The sequence below is a fragment of the Sphingomonas faeni genome (assembly GCF_040407505.1).
Taxonomy (GTDB): Bacteria; Pseudomonadota; Alphaproteobacteria; order Sphingomonadales; family Sphingomonadaceae; genus Sphingomonas; species Sphingomonas faeni_E.
In genome coordinates this window covers 57,357-80,261 of the sequence record NZ_JAPZPQ010000006.1, presented here as the reverse complement: position 1 = coordinate 80,261, position 22,905 = coordinate 57,357, and the positions used below count along the sequence as shown (strand labels likewise).

The window sequence follows — 22,905 nt, the reverse complement described above, 5'->3', positions numbered from 1 at the left end:
AGCACCGACATCGTTGGATATGCGGTAGATCAGTTACCCGGCCGATAGGTTCGGTCGACGTGCCCCGTCAGTTCGTCGGGATGGAAATAGACCGGCCGCAACCGTCCCTCGGCATAGCGCGCTACCTGGTCGGCGAAATGCGGCGATCGGACGTCGCCGCTCTGGCCGCCGGCCATGACCGCCGTTGCCTTCTAGTGAGCACCATCACGGCTGTATGGGGATTGCTGCCAGCCGCCTTCTGTCCCATCATCCACTGGCAACAGCCACGCCCTATTGGAACCTGATACGGTGTTACGCAGTTCTTTCTCCACGATAGGGACAGGCGTTATGAGCAATCCGGTCGACGAGCTTTTCGATCACGCCCGTAAAGCGGCCGGACAAGTTGTGGCCTTGGCGCTTGAACGTGCGATCGCGTCCGCGCAATCCTCTATCCGCCGTGCCGCCCAGTCCAAAATCCAGAGCCTTGCGGGTCGGATCGTCTTTTTCACATCGGTACTTGGCAAGCTTTCTCACGGTACCGCAAACGTCGTAGCAGATTCATATCGTGGGCCGTTCGCTCGCACATTGACCCCCGCTGAGATTAAGATCGTGGCTTGGGCGTTCGGCAAGCAACCCGTGTCGCCATCACAAGTTCGAATTGTTCCTGGGCCGGGATTCCAGACACTGGCGGCCATCGCGTTTCTCAATGGCAATCCGGCGATCACCATCGGTAATACCGTATACATTAAGCAGCATGTTTACCGAGAGAGAGGTGGCAGTAATCTTGCCGCCACCCCGGAAGGTGTCGAAATGCTGCTGCATGAATATACTCACGTTTTGCAATATGGCCGACTAGGGTTCGCGCGGTTTGGTGCCCGCTATGCGACCGAGTTCAAGGCGGCGGGCGGCGACGCCAATAAGATGTATGACTACAAGAACCGTAAGAAAAGTTTCGATGAAGAGAGTCTTGAGGGCCAGGCGGCGCTGGTGGGAGATTTCGGCGAGCAGCTCGCGCTACCGGCTGCGCGAAGGACGCCAGCCCTGATTCAGCAATTGCGTTCCAAATTGCAAGCTACGGGTATTCTCGGCCAATGATGAGGGTGGACATCACGCGTTTCACCTGGTTTCTGATGGCAACACTATCGTTGGCTGCCTGTGAACAAGACTATGCGGTAACCGTCACGTCCCAACGGGGGCGGGTACTATTCGACGTGCCCAAATCAGATCCCTATTGTCTGGACCGTATCACCGTTTATTCCGCCAGCGACCGGGCTAACCCCATCTGGCTAATCGATACATCGACTAAGGGCCCTTGTACGACCCGAGTGCAATATGGGGTGGTGCCTGACGGTTTCGAACAACGCGGTCCCGTCGCGCCCTTGGTTCCGGGTAAACTCTATCTGGTATCGGTGTCGCGGTCGGGCGCTACGGGGCTAAGCTTCTTTGAGCCCGGTCGAGAAGGTTCGATCGAGAAAAAGCCACCATCCTGACCCCCTAGGTCAGGATGGATGGATCGTAGCCAGAGATAACGGTGGCAGCGAAGGCAAGTGGAGAAGAATCCCGTTGGCACCTGTCGTATGGGTTCGGGGCCTCTTCGCGTCTGACCAATTCGTTGCGCGATTTGTGACCTTTGTTGCAGCGCTGTATGCCCTTCGCTTTCAGGGCATCCCTGAACCAATCGGTATCGTAGATCCTGTCACCAGGCAGCTGCTGCGCCTTCGCCAGGCCATCGAGCTTGTGGTCGCTACCTGCCCGTCTGTCATGCAGAAGCGCAAACCGCCCACACTACCTGCTATCCATCATAGAAGACGGTGGCGATCGATATGCCCCGAATCGCAGGCTGATGGTCAGCGCCAATAAGCAAATCACTGCGAGTTACCCCAGCGTTACCCCAAAGCTATAGAATGATACCCTCGGCCTCGGCGGCCAGCCTCTAAGTGTATGCACTGTAGAAAACTGGAGCGGGCGAAGGGATTCGAACCCTCGACCCCAACCTTGGCAAGGTTGTGCTCTACCCCTGAGCTACGCCCGCTCTGGCGCCTATGTCTCCGGTCTGAAGCGACACGGTGACTGGGTGAGGCGCGCTGTTAGCCCGGTGTTTCCGGGACGGCAAGCGCCTTCTGCATTCTTCGTGTAAAAATCTGACGGGCGTGGATTTGGAGGGCATGAAAAAGGGGCGGACGTTGCCGTCCGCCCCCGAGGTTTTCATGCCGATGCAGCCGATCAGAACTGGAAGTTCGCGCCCACCCGGATCGTCCGGCCGACCGCACCGATCTGCGTATAGGTCGGGTTGTAGTTGACCGCGGCATAGTTGCCCGCGTTCAGCGGCGCCTTCTGGTCGAGCAGGTTGACGACGTTGAAGTACAGGTCGAACTTGTCGTTGACCTTCACGTTGCCGGTCAGGTCGACGTCGACGAAGTGCTTCACGTGGCAGTTGAACTCGGGGTCCGTGCCGCCATAGGTGCTGCCGCCGTCGCAGTCGGTGGTGCCGAACTGGTCGTACGCAACGGCCTTGTAACCCGACGTGTAGTACGCCGTCGCGGTGAGCGTGTACGCCTTGTAGTCGATGCTGTTCTGCCAGTTGCCGCGCCAGGCCGGCGTGCCCGCGCCCGACGAGGTGATGTACGGCGCCTGCGTACCGACGAAATCGACGAACGGATCGGCATCGCTCTGCTTGAAGTCGTAATGCAGGATGTAGGTCGCCTCGGCGCGGCTCGTGAAGTGGAAGTCGTCGCTCGGCTTCAGCTGGACGAGGGCCGAGAAGTCGAGCCCCGAGGTCTTGAGCGCGGCTGCATTGGCATACGGCGAGTTGACGAACAGCGCGCGGGTTGGGGCGTTCGGATAGGACGGATCGATCGCGTCTGGCGTCACGCTGTAGCCCGCGGGCAGCGCAGTGCCTGCATAATAGGCGGCAAGTGCCTGGTTCGAGAGCGGCCCGCCGGTGATCACCCGCGTCTTCTTGATGTTGTAGTAATCGGCGGTGAAGCTCAGCCAGCGGAGCGGCTGGACGACCACGCCACCGGTGAAGCTGCGCGACAGCTCGGGCTTGATGTCGGGGTTGCCGGCGGTGTTGAAGCCGATCGAGTAGGACTGGTTGTACGCGCTGCCGCCCGAGCAGGTCGTGCCGGTAACCGTGGCGCCGTGCTGCGCCTGGAGCGAGCAGGGCGGGGTGGCCGCGGTGAAGCCGACCACCGAGCCCGACGTCTCGGCAAAGCTCGGTGCGCGGAAGCCCTTCGAGAAGGTGCCGCGCAGCGCGACCTGGCGGATCGGCGTGAACTTCACCCCGATCTTGGGCGAGAAGTGGCTATAGCCTTCCGAATAGTGATCGAAGCGGCCCGAGCCGTCGATTTCCAGGCTGGTGAGGATCGGCGCGTTGACCTCGAAATAGGCCGATTCGACGGTGCGGTTGCCGACGGCCGAGAACTGGTTGAGGTTGATCGTCGTGAAGTCCGGGTTCTGGCTCGGATCGTTCTGCGCCTCGTAGCGGACCGACCCGCCGACGCCGAGCTGGAGCGCGCCACCCGGAAGCTGGAACAGGTCCTTGGTGATGACGCCCTGGACCATGTCGAGATCGCTGGTCGCCTGCGAGCGGACGGTCGGCGAGACCGCGGCACGGACGGCGGCGGTGTTCAGCTCGGGATTGACGAAATTATAGCTGCCGCTGGTGATCGCGGTCTGCAATCCGGCGAGGTTCAGATAGCCGTCCTGCGTGATGTCGAGCCAAGAATGCGCCGCGGTGATCGTGGCGGAATAACCCCAGCCTTCGCCGAACTGGCCGTCGATGCCGGCGGCGGCGCGGATTACGTGGTTCTTGTACTCGGACGAGCTGGCGATGTCGCCGAACCGGTAGCGGATCGCAGCCGGCGTGTTGAACGGGTTGTTGGGATTGTCAGTGCCGTTCGCGAGCAGCGCCGGCAGGACGATGTTCTGCGTATTCACCGGATTGGCCGAACGGATCAGCGACGGGCTGCCCTGCGACTTGACGTCGTTCTGGAAATACGACGCAATCAAATACGCTTGCGTCTTGTCGTTGATCTGCGCGGTGCCGTGGACGGTGACGCCGAACCGGGTCTGCTCGGGCTGGATCTGGCCGTATTGCGAAACGAGGTTCTGCTCGCAACCCTGGTCGATGAAACCGGTGCCAGAGCGCGGCGTGGTGACGAGCGTCTGCCCGGCCGCGCAGCCATTGGGGTTGAGTACCTGGAACGGACCGGTGGCGAGGCCGGTACCCGACAGGATATTACCCGGCGTGGTCTGCGTGGTGGGCGCGACGACCGCGCTGGTCGTGCTGCTCGGTGCGACCGAGCCCGCATTGTTGTTGTCGCCGCCGATCGAGGTCAGGTCGGCGGTGTTGTATGGGAAGCCGCGGTTGCGATTGTAGATCGCGTCGTTGTGCTGATATTCGCCGCTGACGTAGAAGTTGAAGCCCTGCTCCTTCAGCCGTCCGGTGCCGAGCGTCAGCGTCGCGCGCTGGCTGCCGCCGTCGCCGCGCTGTGTCACGCCGCCCTCGACCGTGCCGTACGCGCCGACGATCTCCTTCTTCATGATGATGTTGACGACGCCGCCGATCGCGTCCGCGCCATAGCTCGACGATGCGCCGTCCTTGAGAACTTCGACGCGGTCGACGATCGCGTTGGGGATGGTGTTGAGATCGACGAACGAGCGCTGGCCGTCATCGGCGAGCGGATAGTTCGCGGTGCGCACGCCGTCGATCAGCGTCAGCGTCGAGTTGACGGTCAGGCCGCGCAGCGACACGCCCGACGAGCCCGCACCGAAGCCGTTGGTGAACGAGGTCGGGACCGAGCCGCTGCTGTCGGCGGAGATCGAGCGGACCGCGTCGGACACGTTGTTGATGCCGGCCTTGGCGAGCGAGTCGGCGGTCAGCACGGTGACCGGCGACGGCGTCTCGGTATCGGTGCGGCGGAACAGCGAGCCGGTGACGACGATGTCCTGCGGCTGGTCGGCCTGAGCAGCGGGGGCAGGGGCGGCGGTCGGTGCCGATGTCGGGGCAGGCGAAACGTCGCCCTGCGATGGGGTCGAGACGGACGTGCTCGGCTGGACCTGGGCATCCTGCGCGAACGCAGGTGCGGTGCCGATCAACCCGGCCAAAACAAGTGCCGAAAGCGCCGAGCTACGAAGCAGCGTCGGCCGGAAAGCGATAGTGGTGGTCATGGCAGGCGATCTCTTACTAGGCCCGTCTCCACCTTGGTCAGGATGGCATCGAGCGCGTTCCGGAACGGCCGCACCCGGGGAGGAATGTGGCGCGGCGCAAGACCTGAGGCCGTGTCTCAAAACTGTAAATATGCGAGATCAGGCGCTCGTGAGATCGCGAATTCGGTGTCGCAGGAATGACACGGTTCCTGTCGTATTTTTCATATGCGCGTCATGCTCGCGGACGAGCCGTGCATCATCTGCGAGCGACCGAAACGCCGTGTGGAGGTGATTTTATCAACATCGATTTGAGTTTGGGATCGACCATCGGAAAAGATTCCGCTTGGCGACTCCGACACAAGAACATTACAAGAACAATTGTGAACGAGTCGTCTGCCCTGATCGCCCGCCTGAAGCGGATCGCCACGACGGGCATGCCGACCCAGGGCGATGGTCGTGCGGACGATGCCTGGCTGACTCAGGGGATGGCTAAGGCGCAGTTGCACGAGGTCTTCGCGACGGTCGACGATTCGGCGAGTGGCGCTGGGTTTGCGGTCGCCTCGGTTCTGGCGGCTCGGGCGGCGCCGGTGATGTGGCTGCGGACGGAGGCGAGCGAGCGACAGGGCGGGCGGCTGCATGCGACCGGGCTGGTCGAGATGGGGCTCGACGTGACGTCGCTGGTGCTGGGACTGGTCGAGGACGAGGCCAGCTTGCTACGCGCCGCTGCCGATGCCGCGCGGTGCCACGGGCTCGGCACGTTGCTTATCGAGTCTTGGGGACGTGCACCGAAGATCGACCTGACCGCGACGCGGCGGCTGATGCTGGCGGCCGAAGCCTCGGGCGTCACCATTCTCAGCCTGCGCATCGGTGCCGAGCCGGTGCCGAGTGCGGCCGCATCGCGCTGGCAGGTTGCCGCGTGTCGCTCGCGACCGCTGGAAGCCGACGCACCGGGCAAACCTGCCTTCGACATCGAATTGCTGCGTCGACGCGGAGGCCAGGCCGGGCTTCGCTGGCGTGTGGAGTGGGACCGTGACGCGCACATCTTCGACAATATCGCCTTCGACCAAACCGCCTTCGCCTCTGGTGATTCCGCGGCGCTACCTGGCGCTGGTGTTCCCGTGGCTGCCGATCGAGCGGCTGCGGACGATGCGGCCGCATCTGTTCGTCGGACGGGCTGAGACACCGATCGCGTTCGTCGAGACGGTCTCGGGTGGGGTGCGACTGAAGGCGCTCGACCGCGAGGCGGTGCGGGCGGGGCTCCAGCCGGGACTGACGCTGGCCGATGCGCGGGCGCGGGTGCCGGAACTGGAGGTGTACGAGCATGACGCGCATGCCGATCACGAATGGCTCGAGCGGCTCGCGGATGGGTGCCAGCGATACACGCCGTCGGTGGCGCTAGACGAACCCGATGGGCTGATCCTCGACATCGCCGGGTGCGTGCACGAGTTCGAGGGCGAACGGCGTCTGGCTGCCGATCTGGAGGAGCGGCTTGCGCGCCGCGGTGTGCTGGTGCGCCATGCGTTCGGCGATACGCCCGATACGGCGCGTGCGCTGGCGCGGTATGCGGGGGCACCTGCGCCGGATGAAAAGCGCGCGGTCAAGCGGTTGCCGGTGGCGGCGCTGGGGCTCGACGAGGATGCGACGACCGCGTTGTCGCGCGCCGGGCTGAAGACGGTCGGCGACGTGATGGCGCGGCCCTTGGCGACGATCGCCGCACGGTTCGGCGAGGAGGCGGCGATGATGATCCGCCGGCTCGACGGCTCGGTGAAGGGAGCGATCGTCGCGCGGCGGACGGTGCCGAAGATCGGTGTCGAACGTCGCTTCGCAGAACCCATCGCACGCACCGAATACGCGCTGGAAATGCTCTCCGAACTTGCCACCGAAGCCGCAGCTCAGCTTGCGGACCGGCACGAAGGCGGCCGCCGCTGGGAAGCGCGCCTCTTCCGTGCCGACGGCCTCGTCCAGCGGCTGCGAATAGAGACCGGCCAGCCGACCCGTGACGTGACACTGCTGATGCGCCTCTTCCGCGAGCGGATCGACAGCCTCGCCGATCCGCTCGATCCCGGTTTCGGATACGATCTGGTCCGGCTCGACGTGGCGCTCGCGGAGAAGCTCGATGCGTCGCAGTTGAAGCTGGAGGGCGGCGAGGCGCAGAAGGGTGAGGTCGCGCAACTTGTCGACCAGCTTGGCACGCGACTGGGGCGGGCGCGGGTACGCCGGTTCTCGGCGCGCGACAGCCATATCCCCGAGCAGGCGGAGCTCATGCTGCCGGCCGCTGAAGCACCAGCCCCAACCCCTTGGACCGCGCCCGAAACCGGCGAACCACCGCTGCGCCCGATCTACCTGTTCGACCCGCCGCAGCCGATCGAATCGATGATGGCCGAGGTCCCCGATGGCCCGCCGCACCGCTTCCGCTGGCGCCGCACCGTTCACGACGTCGCGCACAGCGAGGGCCCCGAGCGGATCGCCGGCGAATGGTGGCGACGCCAGGACATCCCGACGCGCGATTACTACCGCATCGAAGACCGCCGCGGCCGCCGCTTCTGGATCTTCCGCCACGGCCTGTATTCCGAGATGGAGACGCCCCGCTGGTACCTCCACGGCGTCTTCGCTTGAACGGCGTGGCGCCATGACCGGGTTCGCGGAACTCGTCGCCGCTACCAACTACTCGTTTCTCGACGGGGCGAGCCACCCCAGCGATATCGTAGGTCGCGCCATAGAATTGAAACTGGCCGGTATCGGCATAGCCGATCGCAACACGGTCGCCGGCGTAGTCCGCGCCTATGATGCCCTGGAACGCGCAAAACGAGGGCAACTCGGTGCGAAGCTGCCGCCGTTCGATTTCAAGCTGGTGGTCGGCGCGCGTCTCGTATTCGCCGACGGTACGCCGGACATCGTCGCCTATCCCGCAACCCGGGCCGGATGGGGACGGCTGACGCGGTTGCTGACGCTGGGCAACCGACGGGCGGAGAAAGGCGGCTGCATCCTCGGCTTCGACGATCTGGTGGCGCATCTCGGCGAAATCCTGTTGATCGTCATGCCGGAGTGCACGGCGCGGCCGGTGGTCGCGCACAAGGATTTCGTGCTTCCCAAGCGCCACGATGCCAGTCTCGAGGCCACGCTTGTCGCGCTCCGCCCACTCGCGCGGCGATCGGTGTGGCTTGGTGTAACGATGCCGCAAGGCGGTCACGATCGGCGACGCCAGACCCGGCTTGCCCGAATCGCCGTCAAGGCGCGCGTGCCGATCCTGGCGACCAACGACGTGCGTTATGCGGTCGCCGACGATCGCTCGCTTCACGACATCGTCACCTGCATCCGTGAGGGCACGACGATCCAGCGTGCCGGCAAACGGCTCGGTGCCAATGGCGAACGCCATTTGAAGGATGCGGACGATATCGCGCATCTTTACCGCGACCGGCCGCACGCGATCGCCGAGACGGCAAGGCTGCTCGCGCGGATCGACTTCACGCTCGACGAGCTCAAATACGAATATCCGCATGAGCCCGTCCCCGCAGGCTGGGACCCTCAGGACTGGCTGGAGCATCTCGCCTGGCAATCGGCGATCGACCAATATGACGGCTATGTGCCGGACAAGCTCGTCAAGTCTCTGCGCGAGGAGTTCGCGCTGATCCGGCAACAGAACTACGCCTATTATTTCCTGACGGTCCACGACATCGTCCGGTTCGCACGCAGCGCCGATCCGCCGATCCTGTGCCAGGGACGTGGATCGGCCGCCAACTCGGTGGTCTGCTACGTGCTCGGCGTCACGTCGGTGGATCCGATGAAGCATGACCTGCTGTTCTCGCGCTTCGTCTCGGCCGAACGTAGCGAGCCGCCCGATATCGACGTCGATTTCGAGCATGAGCGGCGCGAAGAGGTGATGCAGTATATCTACCGCCGTTACGGTCGCGACCGCGCGGCGATCGCAGCGACTGTCATCCATTTTCGGTCGCGCAGCACCGTGCGCGAGGTCGGTAAGGCGCTAGGCTTTACCGAAGACGTCACGCAGCGCCTGACCAGCACGGTGTGGGGCAGTTTTTCGAACCGTTTCCCGGAACGTCGCTTTGCCGAAACGGGGTTCGATGTCGCCAATCCGGAAATCGCCCGGTTGCGGGACATGGTCGAACGGCTGCTCGAATTCCCGCGCCACTTGTCGCAGCATGTCGGTGGGTTCGTGCTCACGCAGGGACGCCTTGACGAGATCGTACCGATTCATAATGGCGCGATGGAGGATCGTACGTTCATCGAATGGGACAAGGACGATATCGATTGCCTCGGGCTGATGAAGGTCGACATTCTCGCGCTCGGGATGCTGACGTGCATCCGCAAGAGCTTCGACCTGATGCGACAGCACGGGCTCGGCGATCATGAACTGAAGACGATCGCCAACGACGAGAATCCGGACGTCTATAATATGCTGTGCAAGGGTGACAGCATCGGCGTCTTCCAAGTCGAGAGTCGGGCGCAGATCAACATGCTGCCCCGTCTGAGACCGCGGAAACTGTACGATCTGGTGGTGCAGGTCGCGATCGTTCGACCCGGCCCGATCGAGGGCGACATGGTGCATCCGTATTTGCGGCGGCGGGCGAAAAAGGAGGTGGTTGTCTATCCCTCGCCATCGCCCGAGCATGGCCGAAGCGACGAACTCGAAGTGCTGCTTGGCGAGACATACGGCGTGCCGTTGTTCCAGGAACAGGCGATGAAGCTGGCGATCGTCGCGGCAAAGTTCACACCCGACGAGGCGAACGAACTGCGGAAATCGATGGCGACGTTTCGCAAGGTCGGAGGGATGAACAATTTTCAGGCCAAGCTTATCGGCGGCATGGTCGCTCGTGGGTATGAGGCAGAGTTCGCCGAGCGGTGTTTCAAGCAGATCGAGGGGTTTGGATCGTACGGGTTTCCGGAGAGCCATGCGTTGTCGTTCGCGCGGCTGGTGTATGTGTCGTCGTGGATCAAATGCTTTCACCCGGCGGTGTTCTGTTGCGCGCTGCTCAATTCGCAGCCGATGGGGTTTTATGCGCCGGCGCAACTGGTGCGGGATGCCGTGGAACACGGGGTGACGGTGCTGCCGGTCGATGTGAATGCGAGCGGGTGGGATAACAGCTTATCTTCCCCGGCACGGGGAGGGGGACCGCGCGAAGCGGGGTGGAGGGGGGCTTCCGCGAACGTATCGCTTTCGGATGCCCTTGTTACTGGCGGCGCTGATGAGGCTGCCACCCTTCCAGGCGGAGCGTCTGCGGCGGCCCCCCTCCACCATCCTGCGGATGGTCCCCCTCCCCGTGCCGGGGAGGATTTGCGCCTTGGGTTTCGGCAAGTGGATGGGTTTCGGAAGGATTGGGCCGACGAGATCGTTCGTGTTCGGACCACGCCGTTTGCTAGTATCGAGGACCTTGCGCGGCGGGCGAACCTGCCGCAGCGGGCGATGAACCTGCTCGCCGATGCGGATGCGTTTCGATCGGTGGCGAAGGAGCGGCGCGAGGCTTTGTGGGATGTGCGCCGGACGCCGCCCAAGCAGCTTGCGCTGTTTGCCGCGGCAGAGGTGCCGGAGCTTGGTGCGGAGCCCGACGCGAATCTGCCGGCGATGCCGCTGTCCGAACAGGTGGCGGCGGATTACCAGACGACGCGGCTGTCGTTGAAGGCGCACCCGATGCAGTTCCTCCGCGAACGCTTTGCCACCGAGGGAATCCTGTCGAGCGCGCAGGCCAATGCGACCAAGGACGGTCGGCGTGCGAAGGTGGCGGGCGTGGTGCTCGTCCGCCAGCGGCCGGGCAAGGGCAATGCGATCTTCGTGACGATCGAGGACGAGACCGGGATCACCAACGGGCTGATGTGGGCGCGCGACTTCGAGGCGAACCGCCGCGCGGTGATGGCCTCGCGGCTGATGGTGCTGGAGGGCGTGATCCAGCGCAGCGAGGAAGGCGTCACGCACCTGATGACGTCGCGGGTGCAGGATCGCAGCGACATGCTGCGGCTGTTGTCGGAAGATCAAGCGCTGGAGCCGCCGCTTGCGCGAGTCGACGAGGTGATCCGTCCGGTCCTGCCACGCGGCCCTGACGGACGAACACCCCGTGCCCAGCATCCGCGCGCCCAGCATCCCCGGGACGTCCGCGTCCTGCCCAAATCGCGCGACTTCCATTGATTCCAATCCCGTCTCGGATCCCGATCTCGTCGAGCCCAAGGCCCGTCTCGAATCCTACGGCCGTCACCCCAGCGAAAGCTAGGGTATCTCACGTGGCACGCGACCACCGCCTCACGGGGATACCCCAGCTTTCGCTGGGGTGACGGGTCTGGGGTGACGGACCAAGGATCGACGGGCCGCTTCAACGGCGCCGCCGCCACGTGGAATTTCGACCGCGATGCTCTACAGGTGGCCTCTAGAGGTGGCATTCGCCGCGGGGGCGCCCCAGATAGCACGCGAGAATTACACGGGAGTTGAACTTGGCCACGCTTGGAATGTCCCCCGCGGAGAAGGACGCCGTCGAGGCGTTCCGTCGCGATGTCGTCGAACCGTCGATGACGAGCCTCGTGATCATCGATTTCTGGGCAGAATGGTGCGGGCCGTGCAAGGCGCTGACCCCGACGCTGGAGAAGGTCGCCGCCGATTATGCCGACAAGGGCGTCGTGCTGGCGAAGGTCGATACCGACAAGAACCAGTTCATCGCCGCGCAATTCCAGATCAAGTCGATCCCGACCGTCTATGCGATGTTCCAGGGCCAGCTGGTCGCCGACATGACCAGTGCGCGCACCGAATCTCAGCTGCGCGTGATCCTCGACCAGTTGCTCAAGCAGCTGCCGATTGAAGCCGGTGCGACGGACGCGGCGCCCGACGTCGAGCCGTTGATCGCGATCGGTGAAGAGGCGCTCGCGGCCAATGACGGCGAGCGCGCACTGGGCATCTTCCGCGAGATCGCCGAGATCGCGCCCGAGCATCCGCAGGTCCATGCCGGCTTCGTCCGCGCGCTGGTCGCGACCGGGCAGCTCGACGAAGCGACGGACTGGCTGGCGAACCTCGATCCGGCGATCGCCAAGGACCCGGCGATCGCCCGCGCACAGGCGGCGCTCGCACTCGCGCAGTCGGCGCCGCCGGTCGAGGACCTGTCGCCGCTGCTGGCGGCGGTCGAGGCGAACCCCGACGATTTGCAGGCCCGGTTCGCACTCGCCAACGGCCAGATGGCGGCGAACGACCGTGATGCCGCCGCCGACACGTTCCTCGGCATCATCGCCACCGAGCGCGATTGGAACGAGGGCGCGGCGCGGACGCAGTTGCTGAAACTGTTCGAGGTCGTCGGTCTCGAAGACCCGTGGGTGTCTGGACAGCGACGCCGCCTGTCTGCGATCCTGTTCGGATGACCACCGAGTCCGCTCCTCCGCGCGCCACCACGCGACTGTCGATCTTCCCACTGCCGGGGGCGCTGCTGTTCCCCGGCATGCACCTGCCGCTGCACATGTTCGAGCCGCGCTATCGGGCGATGATCAGCGATGCGATGGCGCGTGACCGGCGGATCGGGATGATCCAGCCGCGGGGCGGACCGCATGACGACGCGGACGCGCTGTACGACATCGGCTGCGTCGGCAAGATCGCCGAGGTCGAGGCTCTGGATGACGGGCGCTACAACGTCGTGCTGGAGGGCCTCGCGCTGTTCCGGATCGTCCGCGAGTTGGACGTGACGACCGCATTCCGCCAGGTCGAGGCGGAATTGCTGCCGTTGATCGAGGACGATGCGCTGTCGCTTGGGCGGCGGTCGTCGCTGGAACTGGAGTCGCGCCGGTTCGCGGACATGCAGGGCTATGCGGTCGATTGGGATGCGGTCGGACGGCTCGACGACGAGAGCCTAGTCAACGGTATCGCGCAGATCGCGCCTTTCGACGCAGCCGCAAAGCAGGCGTTGCTCGAGGCGCCGGATATCGAGCAGCGTGCCGAATTGATCATCCAGCTGATGCAGTTCTTCGGGCGACACGACGGTGACGAATCGGTGACGTTGCAATGAAGTCGCCCAGCAAGGGGCGCGCGCACGGTGCTGTAATGATGATCGGCATGTTCTTCGCCAATCTGTTCGATCCGAAGAAGATCACCGCGATCGAACACGTCGCGACGCAGCGACGGATCGGCAGCGAGTCTGGTCGTATTGCACAGGCCGCCGCGGCGCCGCCTTCCCGGGGCAAAGGAGCTTGACGATGAAAACCCTGGATCCCTGGCTGCTCGAACGCCTTGTCTGCCCGATGACGCGCACGCCGCTTCGCTATGACGAGGCTGTGCAGGAACTGATCTCGGACGCGGCCGGGCTCGCCTATCCGATACGCGATGGCGTGCCCGTGATGCTGATCGAAAAGGCACGCCGGATCGACAAAACCGCCGCCTGATCGTCTCGTTTCAGTACCCCGTCCGTGTCGCGCCGGCCTCCCGGACGGCGGCGAGCGTCGGGTAGCCGTTCACGGCCATCAGCAGGTCGGCTTCGGCTAGGATGCACTTCAGCACATGCGCCGCGCCATTCGCGCCATCGAGCGCTAAGCCATAGGTGTAGGGCCGGCCGATCCCGACCGCAGTGGCGCCGAGTGCGAGTGCCTTGACCACGTCGCTCCCTGACCGAACGCCGGAGTCGAACAGCACCGGCACGGCCCCGCTCGCCGCGACCACGGCGGGCAGCATGTCGATCGCGGCGATCCCGCCGTTCGCCTGGCGTCCGCCGTGGTTCGAGCAGTAGATCGCGTCCGCCCCCAGATCGATCGCGCGCCGCGCGTCGTCGGGGTGGCAGATGCCCTTCAGGACGATCGGCAGCTTGGTCATCGACCGCAGCCACGGCATGTCGTCCCACGTCAGCACCTTGCCGAACGTCCCGGCCCATTGCCGCACCGCCGCGGGCAGGTCCTCACCCGGTGGCTTGGCGAGCATCGCGCGGAAGACGGGGTCGCTGAAGTAATTCTCCAGCACATGGCCGCGCAGTTGCGGGAAGTTCGCGACGTTCAGGTCGCGCGGGCGCCAGCCGGTGACCCAGGTGTCGAGCGTCACGACGATCGCCTTGTATCCCGCCGCCTCGGCACGGTGAACGAGGCTCTCGGCGAGCGGCTTGTCCTTCGGCGTGTAGAGCTGGAAGAAGCCGGGCGTGTCGCCCATCGCCGCGGCGACGTCTTCCAGCGGATCGTTCGACAGCGTCGACTGGACCAGCGGGACGCCGGTCGTCGCCGCAGCCCGCGCGGCGGCGAGATCGCCGTGGCCATCCTGCGTGCACAGCCCGTTGATTCCGACCGGGCTCATGAAGATCGGGCTGGGCAGCGTCATCCCGAACAGGTCGATCGACAGGTCGCGACGCGTGGCATCGACCATCATCCGGGGCGTCATGCCCCAGTGCCGGAACGCGTCGGCATTCTGGCGCTGCGTGAACTCGTCGCCGCACCCGCCCTGCAGATAGCCGAGTACCGACGGTGGCAAGGCCGCTACCGCCCGAGCCTCGAGCGATGCGAAATCGACCGGGACCTTCGGGACGACACCGGCGAGCCCCGCGAAATAGATCTCGTTCTGGTAATCGCCGTAATGCGGCATGCGTCGCCCTCCGAAGCTGGTTGCGATCAGTCCCGATAGCCCGGATTGACGCGGTCGAGCTTACGCAACAACGCCGGCCAGGCGAGCCCATCGGCGAGCATGCGGATGCCTGCACCGCTCGATTGCCCCTCGACCTTTTCCGCGACGCCCTGGTTCGGATTGTTCAAATTCTCGCGACCGGCGCTCAGCATCAGAACCTGCGCCTCGCAGGCGCGTTCGAGGAAATACATCCGCAGGAACGCCTGCGGCACCGATTCACCGACGGTCAGCGTGCCGTGATTGCGCAGGATCATCGCATTTTTGGTGCCGAGATCCTGCACCAGCCGCTCACGTTCCTCCAGTTCCGTCGCGATGCCCTCGAAGTCGTGATAGGCGACGTCGTGCCCGGCGATCATCGCCGTCTGCGTGTGCGGGAGCAGCCCTTCGGCCATCGCCGATACCGCCTGGCCGTGCGGCGTGTGGAGATGCAGCACCGCCACCGCGTCGTGCCGCGCGGCGTGGACCGCAGAGTGGATCACGAAGCCCGCGCGGTTGACCGGGGCAGGGGTGTCCATGACCTTATTGCCGTCGACGTCGATCTTGACCAGCGACGATGCGGTGATCTCCTCGAACATGTGCGTGTACGGGTTGATCAGGAAATGATGCTCGGGGCCGGGGACGCGCGCGGAGAGATGCGTGAAGATCAGATCGTCCCAGCCGTAGAGCGCGACCAGCCGGTACGCGGCGGCGAGATCGACGCGCAGCGCCCATTCCTCCGCCGATACCTGGTCCTTGATCGTCGTTTCCGCCGCCGTCGGTTCCATCGCCTTCAATGCCGTCGCCATCATCCGCCTCCTTATGTTTTGCCCCTTGTACGACCGGCATTCGGCAAACTTTGTCTCGAGGATGACAATCTCGAAATTTCGCGTAGTCTTAAGCGATGCACGATCCGGATCATGCGATATTGGCAGCCGATAGCTGGTTCGGCGCGATACCGGCGGGCCGTCGCGAGCGCCTGTTGCAGGAGGCGCGTGTCGAGGTGCTGGAGAACGGCGCGCGAATCTACGGCTCGGGCGATCCGCCGAACGGGTTGTGGGCGGTTCTGGACGGGCAGGTCCGGTTGAAGGGCTTGTCCGCCAATGGTGCCGAACTGCTCGCGCTGATCGTGCGGCCGGGAACGTGGTTCGGCGAATTGTCGACGCTTGATGGCCATCCGAGGCCGCATGATGCGATGGCGTTCGGCATGGCGCGGCTGCTGCATGTGCCGGTGGCGGCGTTCGCGCGAGCGGCGGCGGCGGACCCGGAGCTTTACCGCGATCTCGGGCTGCTCGTGTGTGCACACCAACGCACCGCCTTGCGGTTCATCGCGCAGAGCGTGGGGCAGTCGATCCGGGTACGGCTTGCGCAGGCGCTGATGCGCGCGTCGCAGGCGGGGGATGGTCGGATCACGATCCGTCAGGAGGAGCTTGCCGGCGTGGTCGGCATCGCGCGTCAGACGCTCAATCGGCATCTGAAGCGGTTCGAGCGCGATGGCCTGGTCGCGGTGGCCTATGCGCAGGTTCGCATTCTCGACCTGCCGGGGCTGCGCGGCGTCATCACGGAATAGGGCATCGCCAAGCGCTTCTCCAGCGCGCTACACTCGCGCGCATGACCATCAGAATCGGTATTGGCGGCTGGACCTACGAGCCGTGGCGCGGGACCTTTTATCCGGAGAAATGGGCGCAGAAGCGCGAGCTCGACTATGCCGCCGAGCACGTCACCGCGATCGAGATCAACGGCACCTATTACGGCAGCCAGAAGCCCGCGACGTTCGCATCCTGGGCGAAGGCGGTGCCCGACGGGTTCGTCTTTTCGCTCAAGGCGTCGCGCTATTGCACCAACCGCAAGGTGCTGGCCGAGGCGGGGGAGTCGATCGCCAAGTTCACCGGGCAGGGGATCGTCGAACTCGGCGATCGGCTCGGACCGATCCTGTGGCAGTTCATGGCTACCAAGAAATTCGACGCCGACGATTTCGCCGCATTCCTCAAGCTGTTGCCCGCCAAGCAGGACGGGCTCGCGCTGCGCCATGCGATACAAGTCCGTCACGAGAGTTTCGCGGTGCCGGAGTTCGTCGCGATGTGCCGCGATGCCGGCGTCGCGATCGTCTTCGCGCAGTCGGCGGAATACCCCGCGATCGCCGACGTGACCGGTGACTTCGTCTATGCGCGACTGGAGGATGCCGAGGAGCGCTTCGTCGCGGGTTATGCGCCGATTGCGCTGGACGCATGGGCGGACAAGGCGAAGATCTGGGCCGCGGGCGGACGGCCTGACGGTCTGCCCTATGTCGAGGACGCCGCACCAACGAAGACGCCGAGAGAGACGTTCGTGTTCTTCATCAACGGCGCGAAGGTTCGTGCACCCCATGCGGCAATGGCGCTGATCGACAGGGTTTCGTCTTGACGGGCCGTTCGTCAGCCGACGTCAGAACGGGCCGCCCGTTCGCCTAGCTACGTTCAGCTAAGGAACCAGGCGCTTGTCCATCAGCTCCAAACGAAGGGTCGATCCGCTCGGAAGGCGCATGTTGAATTCGCGCACGGGAGAGTATCCGAAAGCAGCATAAAACGGCACGGCAGGAATGGTAGATGTCAGCTCGGCTGTCATAAAGCCGGCTGCCCGAGCGCCATCTTCGCTGAGCCTCAGCAAAAGGGCGCCTACACCCCTGCGCACGTGTATGGGGTCGACATAGAAGGCTCGTACACGCGCCGCATCAAGCGCCGGGTCGAGGCGCTTGCCGGCGGGGTCATCCGGGCCGTGCGCGCCGGCTATGGTATGTCGATAACTCCAGCCACCGGCGCCCGCTACCGTTCCAGCGATCTCGGCAACGAAATACGTTCCGTCTCGGACGAGTTGCCAATCCACCCCATAAGCATGACGGATCGCTTCATCGATGACCGTAGGATCATAGCTTCCAGCATGGAGTGCACGGATTGATCGAGCGGTCAGCGCGTTGATGTGAGGTACGTCGGCCGGCTCAGCCAGCCTCCACGAGAGTCCAGTTGTCATTCGAAGCCTTCTTCCAGCAAACGCCGTCGTGGCCTTGTCGATACACACCGCCGCGCCCGTTCGCACATACCAATGGCTGCTTTGCCACGAAGAGTTCCGGGAAATTGCCCGGAGCGTCTGGGAGGCAACAATACCGGTGGGGCGGTCCCGATTTCGTTAGATCGTTGGATTTCAAAAAGCGTCTTTTCGGGAGCGGGCGTCCAGTCCGGTGCTGCATTTGTGACGCTCGATGTCGGAACCAGAGGCCGGAACACGAAATGTACCGTCAGAGCAGCCACCATCTCTAAAATAAAGCAGGATAACCTTTGTACTATGGCAGGCCAACGCGCTGTCTTCCTGTCGGCGTTGGATCGCAACGACGACGGTCTTCGTCGCGAGGTTCGTCGTGAAGTGAGGACTGGACCTGAGCTGGCGTCGGACTGCTCGAACCCGTTCATCTACAACCCGCTGAAGACCTACTGTGACGTTAATCCCACTACGTCGAGTGTATCCGATGCAGTTTGATCAGACTGCGCTTACCCGACCGCCAGCATGACGTTCCAGGCGGCCGCCGAGTTCGAGTTCTAGCAGGACGGTGTGGACGACGGCGGGGGCGAGCTGCGACTGGCGGATAAGTTCGTCGATCGTGACAGGGACGGGGCCGAGCAGGTCGGCGATTCTGCGACGGTCGGTGTCGCTCGCGTCTTCCGGAGGCGAAGCGGCGTAAGCGTCGATCGGGGCGCGGACGGAGCGCGGGTCGAACGGGCGGATCTGTTCGAGGATATCGGCGGCCGACTGCACCAGCGTGGCGCCTTCGCGGATCAGGAGGTTGCAGCCTTGGGCGCGGGGGTCGAGTGGGCTGCCGGGGACGGCCATGACTTCGCGGCCGGATTCGTTCGCAAGCCTTGCGGTGATGAGCGAGCCGGATTTGGGGACGGCCTCGACCACCACCGTGCCGATTGCCAGGCCGGCGATGATGCGGTTGCGCGAGGGGAAGTTGCGCGCCTTGGGTTCGGTGCCGGGGGGCTGTTCGGCGAGCAGGAGGCCTTCGGTGGCGATGCGTTCCTGTAGCGCGGTGTTGTCGGGCGGGTAGGCGATGTCGATGCCGCTGGCGATCACGCCGATCGTGGCGCCGCTCGATCCGCCTCCGAGCGCGCCGATGTGGGCGGCTGTATCGATGCCGCGGGCTAGGCCGGAGACGATGGTGGTGCCTTCCTCGGCGAGTTGCAGCGCGAGCTGGCGGGCGAAGCGGCAGGCGGCGGCGGACGCATTGCGCGCGCCGACCATGGCGATGCAGGCGCGCGCTGCGTGGGCGACGTCGCCGCGCAGGATGAGCGCCGGGGGTGCAGTCTCGATCTCGGCGAGCAGGCGGGGATAGTCGAGGTCGTCGAGGAAGAGGTAGCGTGCGCCGAGCTTGGCGGTGGCGGCCATTTCGCGTTCGGCCAGGGCGGAGTCAGCGATCTTCGGTGCGCGTCCGCCGCCGCGTTGGGCGAGCATGGGGAGCGCCTCGATGGCGGCGTCCGCGCTGCCGAAGCGGGCGATGAGTTGGCGATAGGTGACCGGTCCGATCCCGGTCGTGCGGATGAGCCGAAGTCTTGAGACGGTGGTGTCAGTCACCCGGTGGTCGTTTGGAGCGGCCGATGCGTGGCTCGGTGCCTGAGAACAGGCGATCGACGTTCTCGCGGTGCTTCCACAGGACGATCAGCGCGAGCGCGAGGAGGAGCAGGACCAAGTCGAAGCGACCGAACAGGGCCGCGGCAAATGGCGCGCTGAGGGCTGCGGCCATGCCGGCGACCGATGAGATGCGCAGGCCGGCGAGCAGGCCGAGCCAGACTACCGCGTAGACCAGCCCAAGCGGCCAATGGAGTGCGACGACGATGCCCATGAGGGTTGCGACGCCCTTGCCGCCCTTGAAGTTCAGCCAGACGGGGTAGCAATGGCCGATGAACGCACTGGCAGCCGCGAGCAGTGCGTTGCCGGGGAACAGGTGTGCGACCAGCAGCACGGCGACCGCACCCTTGGCCATGTCGAGCAGCAGCGTGGCGGCGGCGAGGCCTTTCCGCCCGGTGCGAAGGACGTTGGTCGCGCCGATGTTGCCCGAGCCGATCGTCCGCAGATCGCCTGCGCCGCCGAGCCGCGTCAGGATGACGCCGAACGGGATCGAGCCGAGCAGATAACTCAGCACAAGCGATAGCGTGGGCGCGACCCAGAGAATTTCCGTCTGCAACTATGTCCCCCGTTCTGGAGGGGCTTATAGGCCACGCGGGGCTGACGGCAAATGGCGTCGCTGGGCATCGACCTCACACCATCCCTCATCCTGACGAAAGTCAGGACCCAGGATTACAGGGGACGACTTTCGTGGCTCTGGGTCCTGACTTTCGTCAGGATGACGAGGTGTGCGGGGATGACGGTAGGTCTGGCTCAGGTGGGCTGATAGGGCCTAAGAGCGCTGTATGGACACGCGCCCCATCCTGTTCTTCGATTCCGGCGTCGGCGGGTTGTCGATCGTCGGTCCGGCGCGCGCGGCGCTACCCGATGCACCGTTCGTCTACGCCGCCGACTCGGCGGGCTTTCCCTACGGGACCAAGAGCGAGGCGGAGATTGCGGCGCGGGTGCCGGCGTTGCTGGGGCGGTTGGCGGAGCGGTATCGGCCGCGGTTGATCGTGATCGCATGCAATACGGCCTCGACGATCGCGCTGCCGGTGGTGCGCGCCGCGCTTGACTTGCCGGTGGTCGGAACGGTGCCGGCGATCAAGCCCGCCGCGCTGCTTTCGAAAACGCGGACGATCGGCGTGCTAGGGACCGAGGCGACGGTGCGGCAGGCGTATGTCGATGATCTGGCGACGAAGTTTGCGGGGGATTGCAGGGTGCTGCGCTACGGCTCGGCGGCTCTGGTCGAGATGGCCGAGGCGAAATTGCACGGCCGAGTCGTCGCGCCGGACCGCTATGCAGCGGTGCTCGATGGCTTGTTTTCGAAACCCGGTGGCGACGCGATCGACGTGATCGTCAACGCCTGCACGCATTTTCCACTGGTGGAGGCGGAGCTTGCGGTCGCTGCGCCCGGTGTGTGCTTCGTCGACGGCGGACCTGGGATCGCGCGACGGATCGTGCATCTCATGCAGGGCGAATCATGGTCGGGAGCGGGGGAGGGCGTTGCCGTCTTTACCCGGTTGGGCGGCGACGAACGTGCGCTCGGACCGGCGTTGGCGGCGCGCGGCTTTGCCAGGATCGAGCAGCTTTAGGCGTTAACCTGGGACACTATGGCACCTTGCTTCGCGGGCGCATCGTGGCAATGTGCACCCAGGATGAGGAAAGCGATCACCGTAAGAGCGGTATTGCGCTGGAAACGAGTGAAAGCGAGGCGTAGTGCCCAAGCCTATGATTACCAACGGCATCTCGGCAACGGACTCCGCAATGGGTCCGCGAGTCGATTATTCGCGCGTGTTCACGCAGGCGATCGACCGGTTGCATGCCGAAGGGCGCTACCGCGTGTTCATCGACATTCTCCGCAACAAGGGTGCCTTTCCGAACGCGCGCTGTTTCGCCGGGCATAACGGGCCCAAGCCGATCACGGTGTGGTGCTCGAACGACTATCTCGCGATGGGCCAGCACCCGAAGGTGATCGCGGCGATGGAAGAGGCGCTGCACGACGTCGGCGCGGGCTCTGGCGGCACGCGCAACATCGGCGGCAACACGCATTATCATGTCGATCTGGAAGGCGAACTCGCCGACCTGCACGGCAAGGAAGCGGCTTTGCTGTTCACGAGTGGCTACGTCTCGAACGAGGCTACGCTGGCGACGTTGGCGAAGGTGCTGCCGGGCTGCATCATCTTTTCCGACGAACTGAACCACGCGTCGATGATCGCGGGCATCCGTAATTCAGGCTGTGAAAAGCGCGTGTTCCGCCACAACGATCTCGCGCATCTCGAAGAGCTCCTCGCGGCCGAAGATCCGGCTGCCCCAAAGCTGATCGCGTTCGAGAGCGTGTATTCGATGGAGGGCGACATCGCGCCGATCTCCGCGGTGTGCGACCTCGCCGACCGGTACAACGCGCTGACCTATTGCGACGAAGTCCATGCGGTCGGGATGTACGGCGCGCGCGGCGGCGGCATTTCGGAACGGGACGAGGTCGCGCACCGAATCACGATCCTCGAGGGGACGCTGGGCAAGGCGTTCGGCGTGATGGGGGGCTATATCGCCGCCGATCGGACGATCGTCGACGTGATCCGTTCGTATGCACCGGGGTTCATCTTTACGACGTCGCTGTCGCCGGTGCTGGTCGCTGGCGTGCTCGCGAGCGTGCGGCATCTGAAAAGCTCGAGCGTCGAGCGCGAGGGGCAGCAGGCGTCTGCGGCAATGCTGAAGGCGATGCTCAAGGACGCGGGGCTGCCGGTGATGATCGGCGATACGCATATCGTGCCGCTGATGGTCGGCGACCCGGTCAAGGCGAAGAAGATCAGCGACGTGCTGCTCGCCGAATACGGCGTGTACGTGCAGCCGATCAACTATCCGACCGTGCCGCGCGGCACCGAGCGACTGCGGTTCACGCCGGGCCCGGCGCATACCGAGGCGATGATGCGGGAACTGACCGATGCGCTGGTGGAGATCTGGAGCCGGCTGGACTTGCGCAAGGCGGCCTGAGGTTGGTCCCGTCCAGGCGGTGCAGCGCTGATCAGTCGATCGTGATCGTGCCGTCGGTGCCCGGCACGTCTAGCGTTTCCCCGAAACCTACCGAATGGAACCGCGTGTAATCGCCTTCCAAGGGGTTGGCGTAGACATGGACCACTGACCGGTTTCCATCGACCACCCAATAGTGAGGAATGCCGCCGCGCGCATAGGCGAAGCGCTTCATCGTGGTATCGCGCGCGACCGACGTTTCCGCGACCTCAATGACGAGTAGGAAAGCGTCAGCGGCCAGCAGGCGGTTACCCTCGGCTGGTTCGCGCAATACGGCAACGTCACAGCCGAGCACGGTGTCGTTGCCGAGATCGACGCCAATTTCCCCCATAATCCGAGCTTCGGGTAACAGGCGCGAAAGACGGATGCCGATCTGCATCTGGCGTGCAGCATGTGCTGTCAAAGGTGGGTTCATCCGTTCGAGTTCCCCATCGACCAGTTCGACCTTGATGTCGTCGAACGCGCCGGTCTCACCCATGCGCAGGAACTCGGCGGTCGTAAAACGCGCCCTGGTCTGCTGATCGGTGCGGAGAATAACGGCGGATTTATTCATCGCCGAG

At 64.6% G+C, this 22,905-nt stretch carries 20 protein-coding genes and 1 tRNA gene; 12 read left to right on the top strand and 9 right to left on the bottom strand.

Annotated elements, in window-relative coordinates; all coding sequences use genetic code 11:
- Nucleotides 1-29: 29 nt before the first annotated feature.
- Nucleotides 30-176 (bottom strand): penicillin acylase family protein, encoded by a 147-nt coding sequence (locus tag O6X71_RS16845; protein ID WP_435368506.1) that lies wholly within the window; start codon nucleotides 174-176, stop codon nucleotides 30-32.
- 151 nt (nucleotides 177-327) lie between these two features.
- Here O6X71_RS16845 and O6X71_RS16840 point away from each other — a divergent pair, with 151 nt between their 5' ends.
- A complete protein-coding gene (locus O6X71_RS16840; protein ID WP_353466901.1) occupies nucleotides 328-1,074 on the top strand; it encodes a DUF4157 domain-containing protein in 747 nt (248 codons plus the stop codon).
- A gap of 862 nt (nucleotides 1,075-1,936) precedes the next feature.
- On the opposite strand, the gene O6X71_RS16835 is transcribed toward O6X71_RS16840, so the two are convergent.
- Both O6X71_RS16835 and O6X71_RS16830 read right to left on the bottom strand, forming a co-directional pair.
- Nucleotides 1,937-2,011, bottom strand: a tRNA-Gly gene (locus O6X71_RS16835).
- 191 nt (nucleotides 2,012-2,202) lie between these two features.
- Nucleotides 2,203-5,151, bottom strand: a complete 2,949-nt coding sequence (locus O6X71_RS16830) for a TonB-dependent receptor domain-containing protein (protein ID WP_353466900.1) — start codon at nucleotides 5,149-5,151, stop codon at nucleotides 2,203-2,205.
- A 359-nt stretch (nucleotides 5,152-5,510) separates the two neighbouring features.
- Here O6X71_RS16830 and O6X71_RS16825 point away from each other — a divergent pair, with 359 nt between their 5' ends.
- The 7 genes from O6X71_RS16825 (at nucleotide 5,511) to O6X71_RS16795 (ending at nucleotide 13,491) form a co-directional block, all read left to right on the top strand.
- A complete protein-coding gene (locus tag O6X71_RS16825) occupies nucleotides 5,511-6,308 on the top strand; it encodes a hypothetical protein (RefSeq protein WP_353466899.1) in 798 nt (265 codons plus the stop codon).
- A complete protein-coding gene (locus O6X71_RS16820; RefSeq protein ID WP_353467025.1) occupies nucleotides 6,277-7,746 on the top strand; it encodes a Y-family DNA polymerase in 1,470 nt (489 codons plus the stop codon). Before O6X71_RS16825 ends, O6X71_RS16820 begins: the two co-directional genes overlap by 32 nt.
- Nucleotides 7,747-7,759: 13 nt before the next feature.
- The gene (locus O6X71_RS16815; RefSeq protein WP_353466897.1) at nucleotides 7,760-11,269 is read left to right on the top strand and encodes an error-prone DNA polymerase; all 3,510 of its coding nucleotides are present in this window, start codon (nucleotides 7,760-7,762) and stop codon (nucleotides 11,267-11,269) included.
- A gap of 314 nt (nucleotides 11,270-11,583) precedes the next feature.
- A complete protein-coding gene (locus O6X71_RS16810) occupies nucleotides 11,584-12,480 on the top strand; it encodes a tetratricopeptide repeat protein (RefSeq protein WP_353467024.1) in 897 nt (298 codons plus the stop codon).
- Nucleotides 12,477-13,118, top strand: coding sequence for an LON peptidase substrate-binding domain-containing protein (locus O6X71_RS16805; protein ID WP_353466895.1), 642 nt, complete (start codon nucleotides 12,477-12,479; stop codon nucleotides 13,116-13,118). Before O6X71_RS16810 ends, O6X71_RS16805 begins: the two co-directional genes overlap by 4 nt.
- Before the next feature lie 35 nt (nucleotides 13,119-13,153).
- Entirely contained in the window at nucleotides 13,154-13,303 is a 150-nt protein-coding gene (locus O6X71_RS16800) for a hypothetical protein (RefSeq protein ID WP_353466894.1), read from the top strand.
- Nucleotides 13,304-13,305: 2 nt separating this feature from the next.
- The gene (locus tag O6X71_RS16795) at nucleotides 13,306-13,491 is read left to right on the top strand and encodes a Trm112 family protein (RefSeq protein ID WP_353466893.1); all 186 of its coding nucleotides are present in this window, start codon (nucleotides 13,306-13,308) and stop codon (nucleotides 13,489-13,491) included.
- Nucleotides 13,492-13,501: 10 nt separating this feature from the next.
- Here the strand turns inward: O6X71_RS16795 and O6X71_RS16790 are convergent, their stop codons facing one another.
- Complete coding sequence (locus O6X71_RS16790; protein ID WP_353466891.1) at nucleotides 13,502-14,668, bottom strand: alpha-hydroxy-acid oxidizing protein; 1,167 nt, start codon at nucleotides 14,666-14,668, stop codon at nucleotides 13,502-13,504.
- 26 nt (nucleotides 14,669-14,694) lie between these two features.
- Complete coding sequence (locus O6X71_RS16785) at nucleotides 14,695-15,492, bottom strand: class II aldolase/adducin family protein (protein ID WP_353466890.1); 798 nt, start codon at nucleotides 15,490-15,492, stop codon at nucleotides 14,695-14,697.
- A gap of 95 nt (nucleotides 15,493-15,587) precedes the next feature.
- On the opposite strand from O6X71_RS16785, the gene O6X71_RS16780 reads away from it, so the two are divergent.
- Nucleotides 15,588-16,253 carry a Crp/Fnr family transcriptional regulator gene (locus tag O6X71_RS16780; protein WP_353466888.1) on the top strand — a complete coding sequence of 222 codons (666 nt, stop codon included), beginning with the start codon at nucleotides 15,588-15,590 and terminating at the stop codon, nucleotides 16,251-16,253.
- A gap of 41 nt (nucleotides 16,254-16,294) precedes the next feature.
- Nucleotides 16,295-17,086 (top strand): DUF72 domain-containing protein, encoded by a 792-nt coding sequence (locus O6X71_RS16775; protein ID WP_353466887.1) that lies wholly within the window; start codon nucleotides 16,295-16,297, stop codon nucleotides 17,084-17,086.
- 57 nt (nucleotides 17,087-17,143) lie between these two features.
- On the opposite strand, the gene O6X71_RS16770 is transcribed toward O6X71_RS16775, so the two are convergent.
- The 3 genes from O6X71_RS16770 to plsY form a co-directional block, all read right to left on the bottom strand.
- Nucleotides 17,144-17,689 carry a GNAT family N-acetyltransferase gene (locus O6X71_RS16770; RefSeq protein ID WP_353466886.1) on the bottom strand — a complete coding sequence of 182 codons (546 nt, stop codon included), beginning with the start codon at nucleotides 17,687-17,689 and terminating at the stop codon, nucleotides 17,144-17,146.
- 504 nt (nucleotides 17,690-18,193) lie between these two features.
- Nucleotides 18,194-19,285 carry a DNA-processing protein DprA gene (gene dprA / locus O6X71_RS16765; protein WP_353466885.1) on the bottom strand — a complete coding sequence of 364 codons (1,092 nt, stop codon included), beginning with the start codon at nucleotides 19,283-19,285 and terminating at the stop codon, nucleotides 18,194-18,196.
- Nucleotides 19,278-19,895, bottom strand: coding sequence for a glycerol-3-phosphate 1-O-acyltransferase PlsY (plsY, locus tag O6X71_RS16760; protein WP_353466884.1), 618 nt, complete (start codon nucleotides 19,893-19,895; stop codon nucleotides 19,278-19,280). The genes dprA and plsY overlap by 8 nt, the downstream gene beginning before the upstream one ends.
- Before the next feature lie 226 nt (nucleotides 19,896-20,121).
- Here plsY and murI point away from each other — a divergent pair, with 226 nt between their 5' ends.
- Both murI and hemA read left to right on the top strand, forming a co-directional pair.
- Entirely contained in the window at nucleotides 20,122-20,910 is a 789-nt protein-coding gene (gene murI, locus O6X71_RS16755) for a glutamate racemase (protein WP_353466883.1), read from the top strand.
- Nucleotides 20,911-21,082: 172 nt separating this feature from the next.
- On the top strand, nucleotides 21,083-22,309 hold the full coding sequence (gene hemA, locus O6X71_RS16750) for a 5-aminolevulinate synthase (RefSeq protein WP_353467023.1): 1,227 nt from the start codon (nucleotides 21,083-21,085) through the stop codon (nucleotides 22,307-22,309).
- A 31-nt stretch (nucleotides 22,310-22,340) separates the two neighbouring features.
- Here hemA and O6X71_RS16745 read toward each other — a convergent pair whose 3' ends face one another.
- Nucleotides 22,341-22,898 (bottom strand): Uma2 family endonuclease, encoded by a 558-nt coding sequence (locus O6X71_RS16745; RefSeq protein WP_353466882.1) that lies wholly within the window; start codon nucleotides 22,896-22,898, stop codon nucleotides 22,341-22,343.
- Nucleotides 22,899-22,905: the final 7 nt, after the last annotated feature.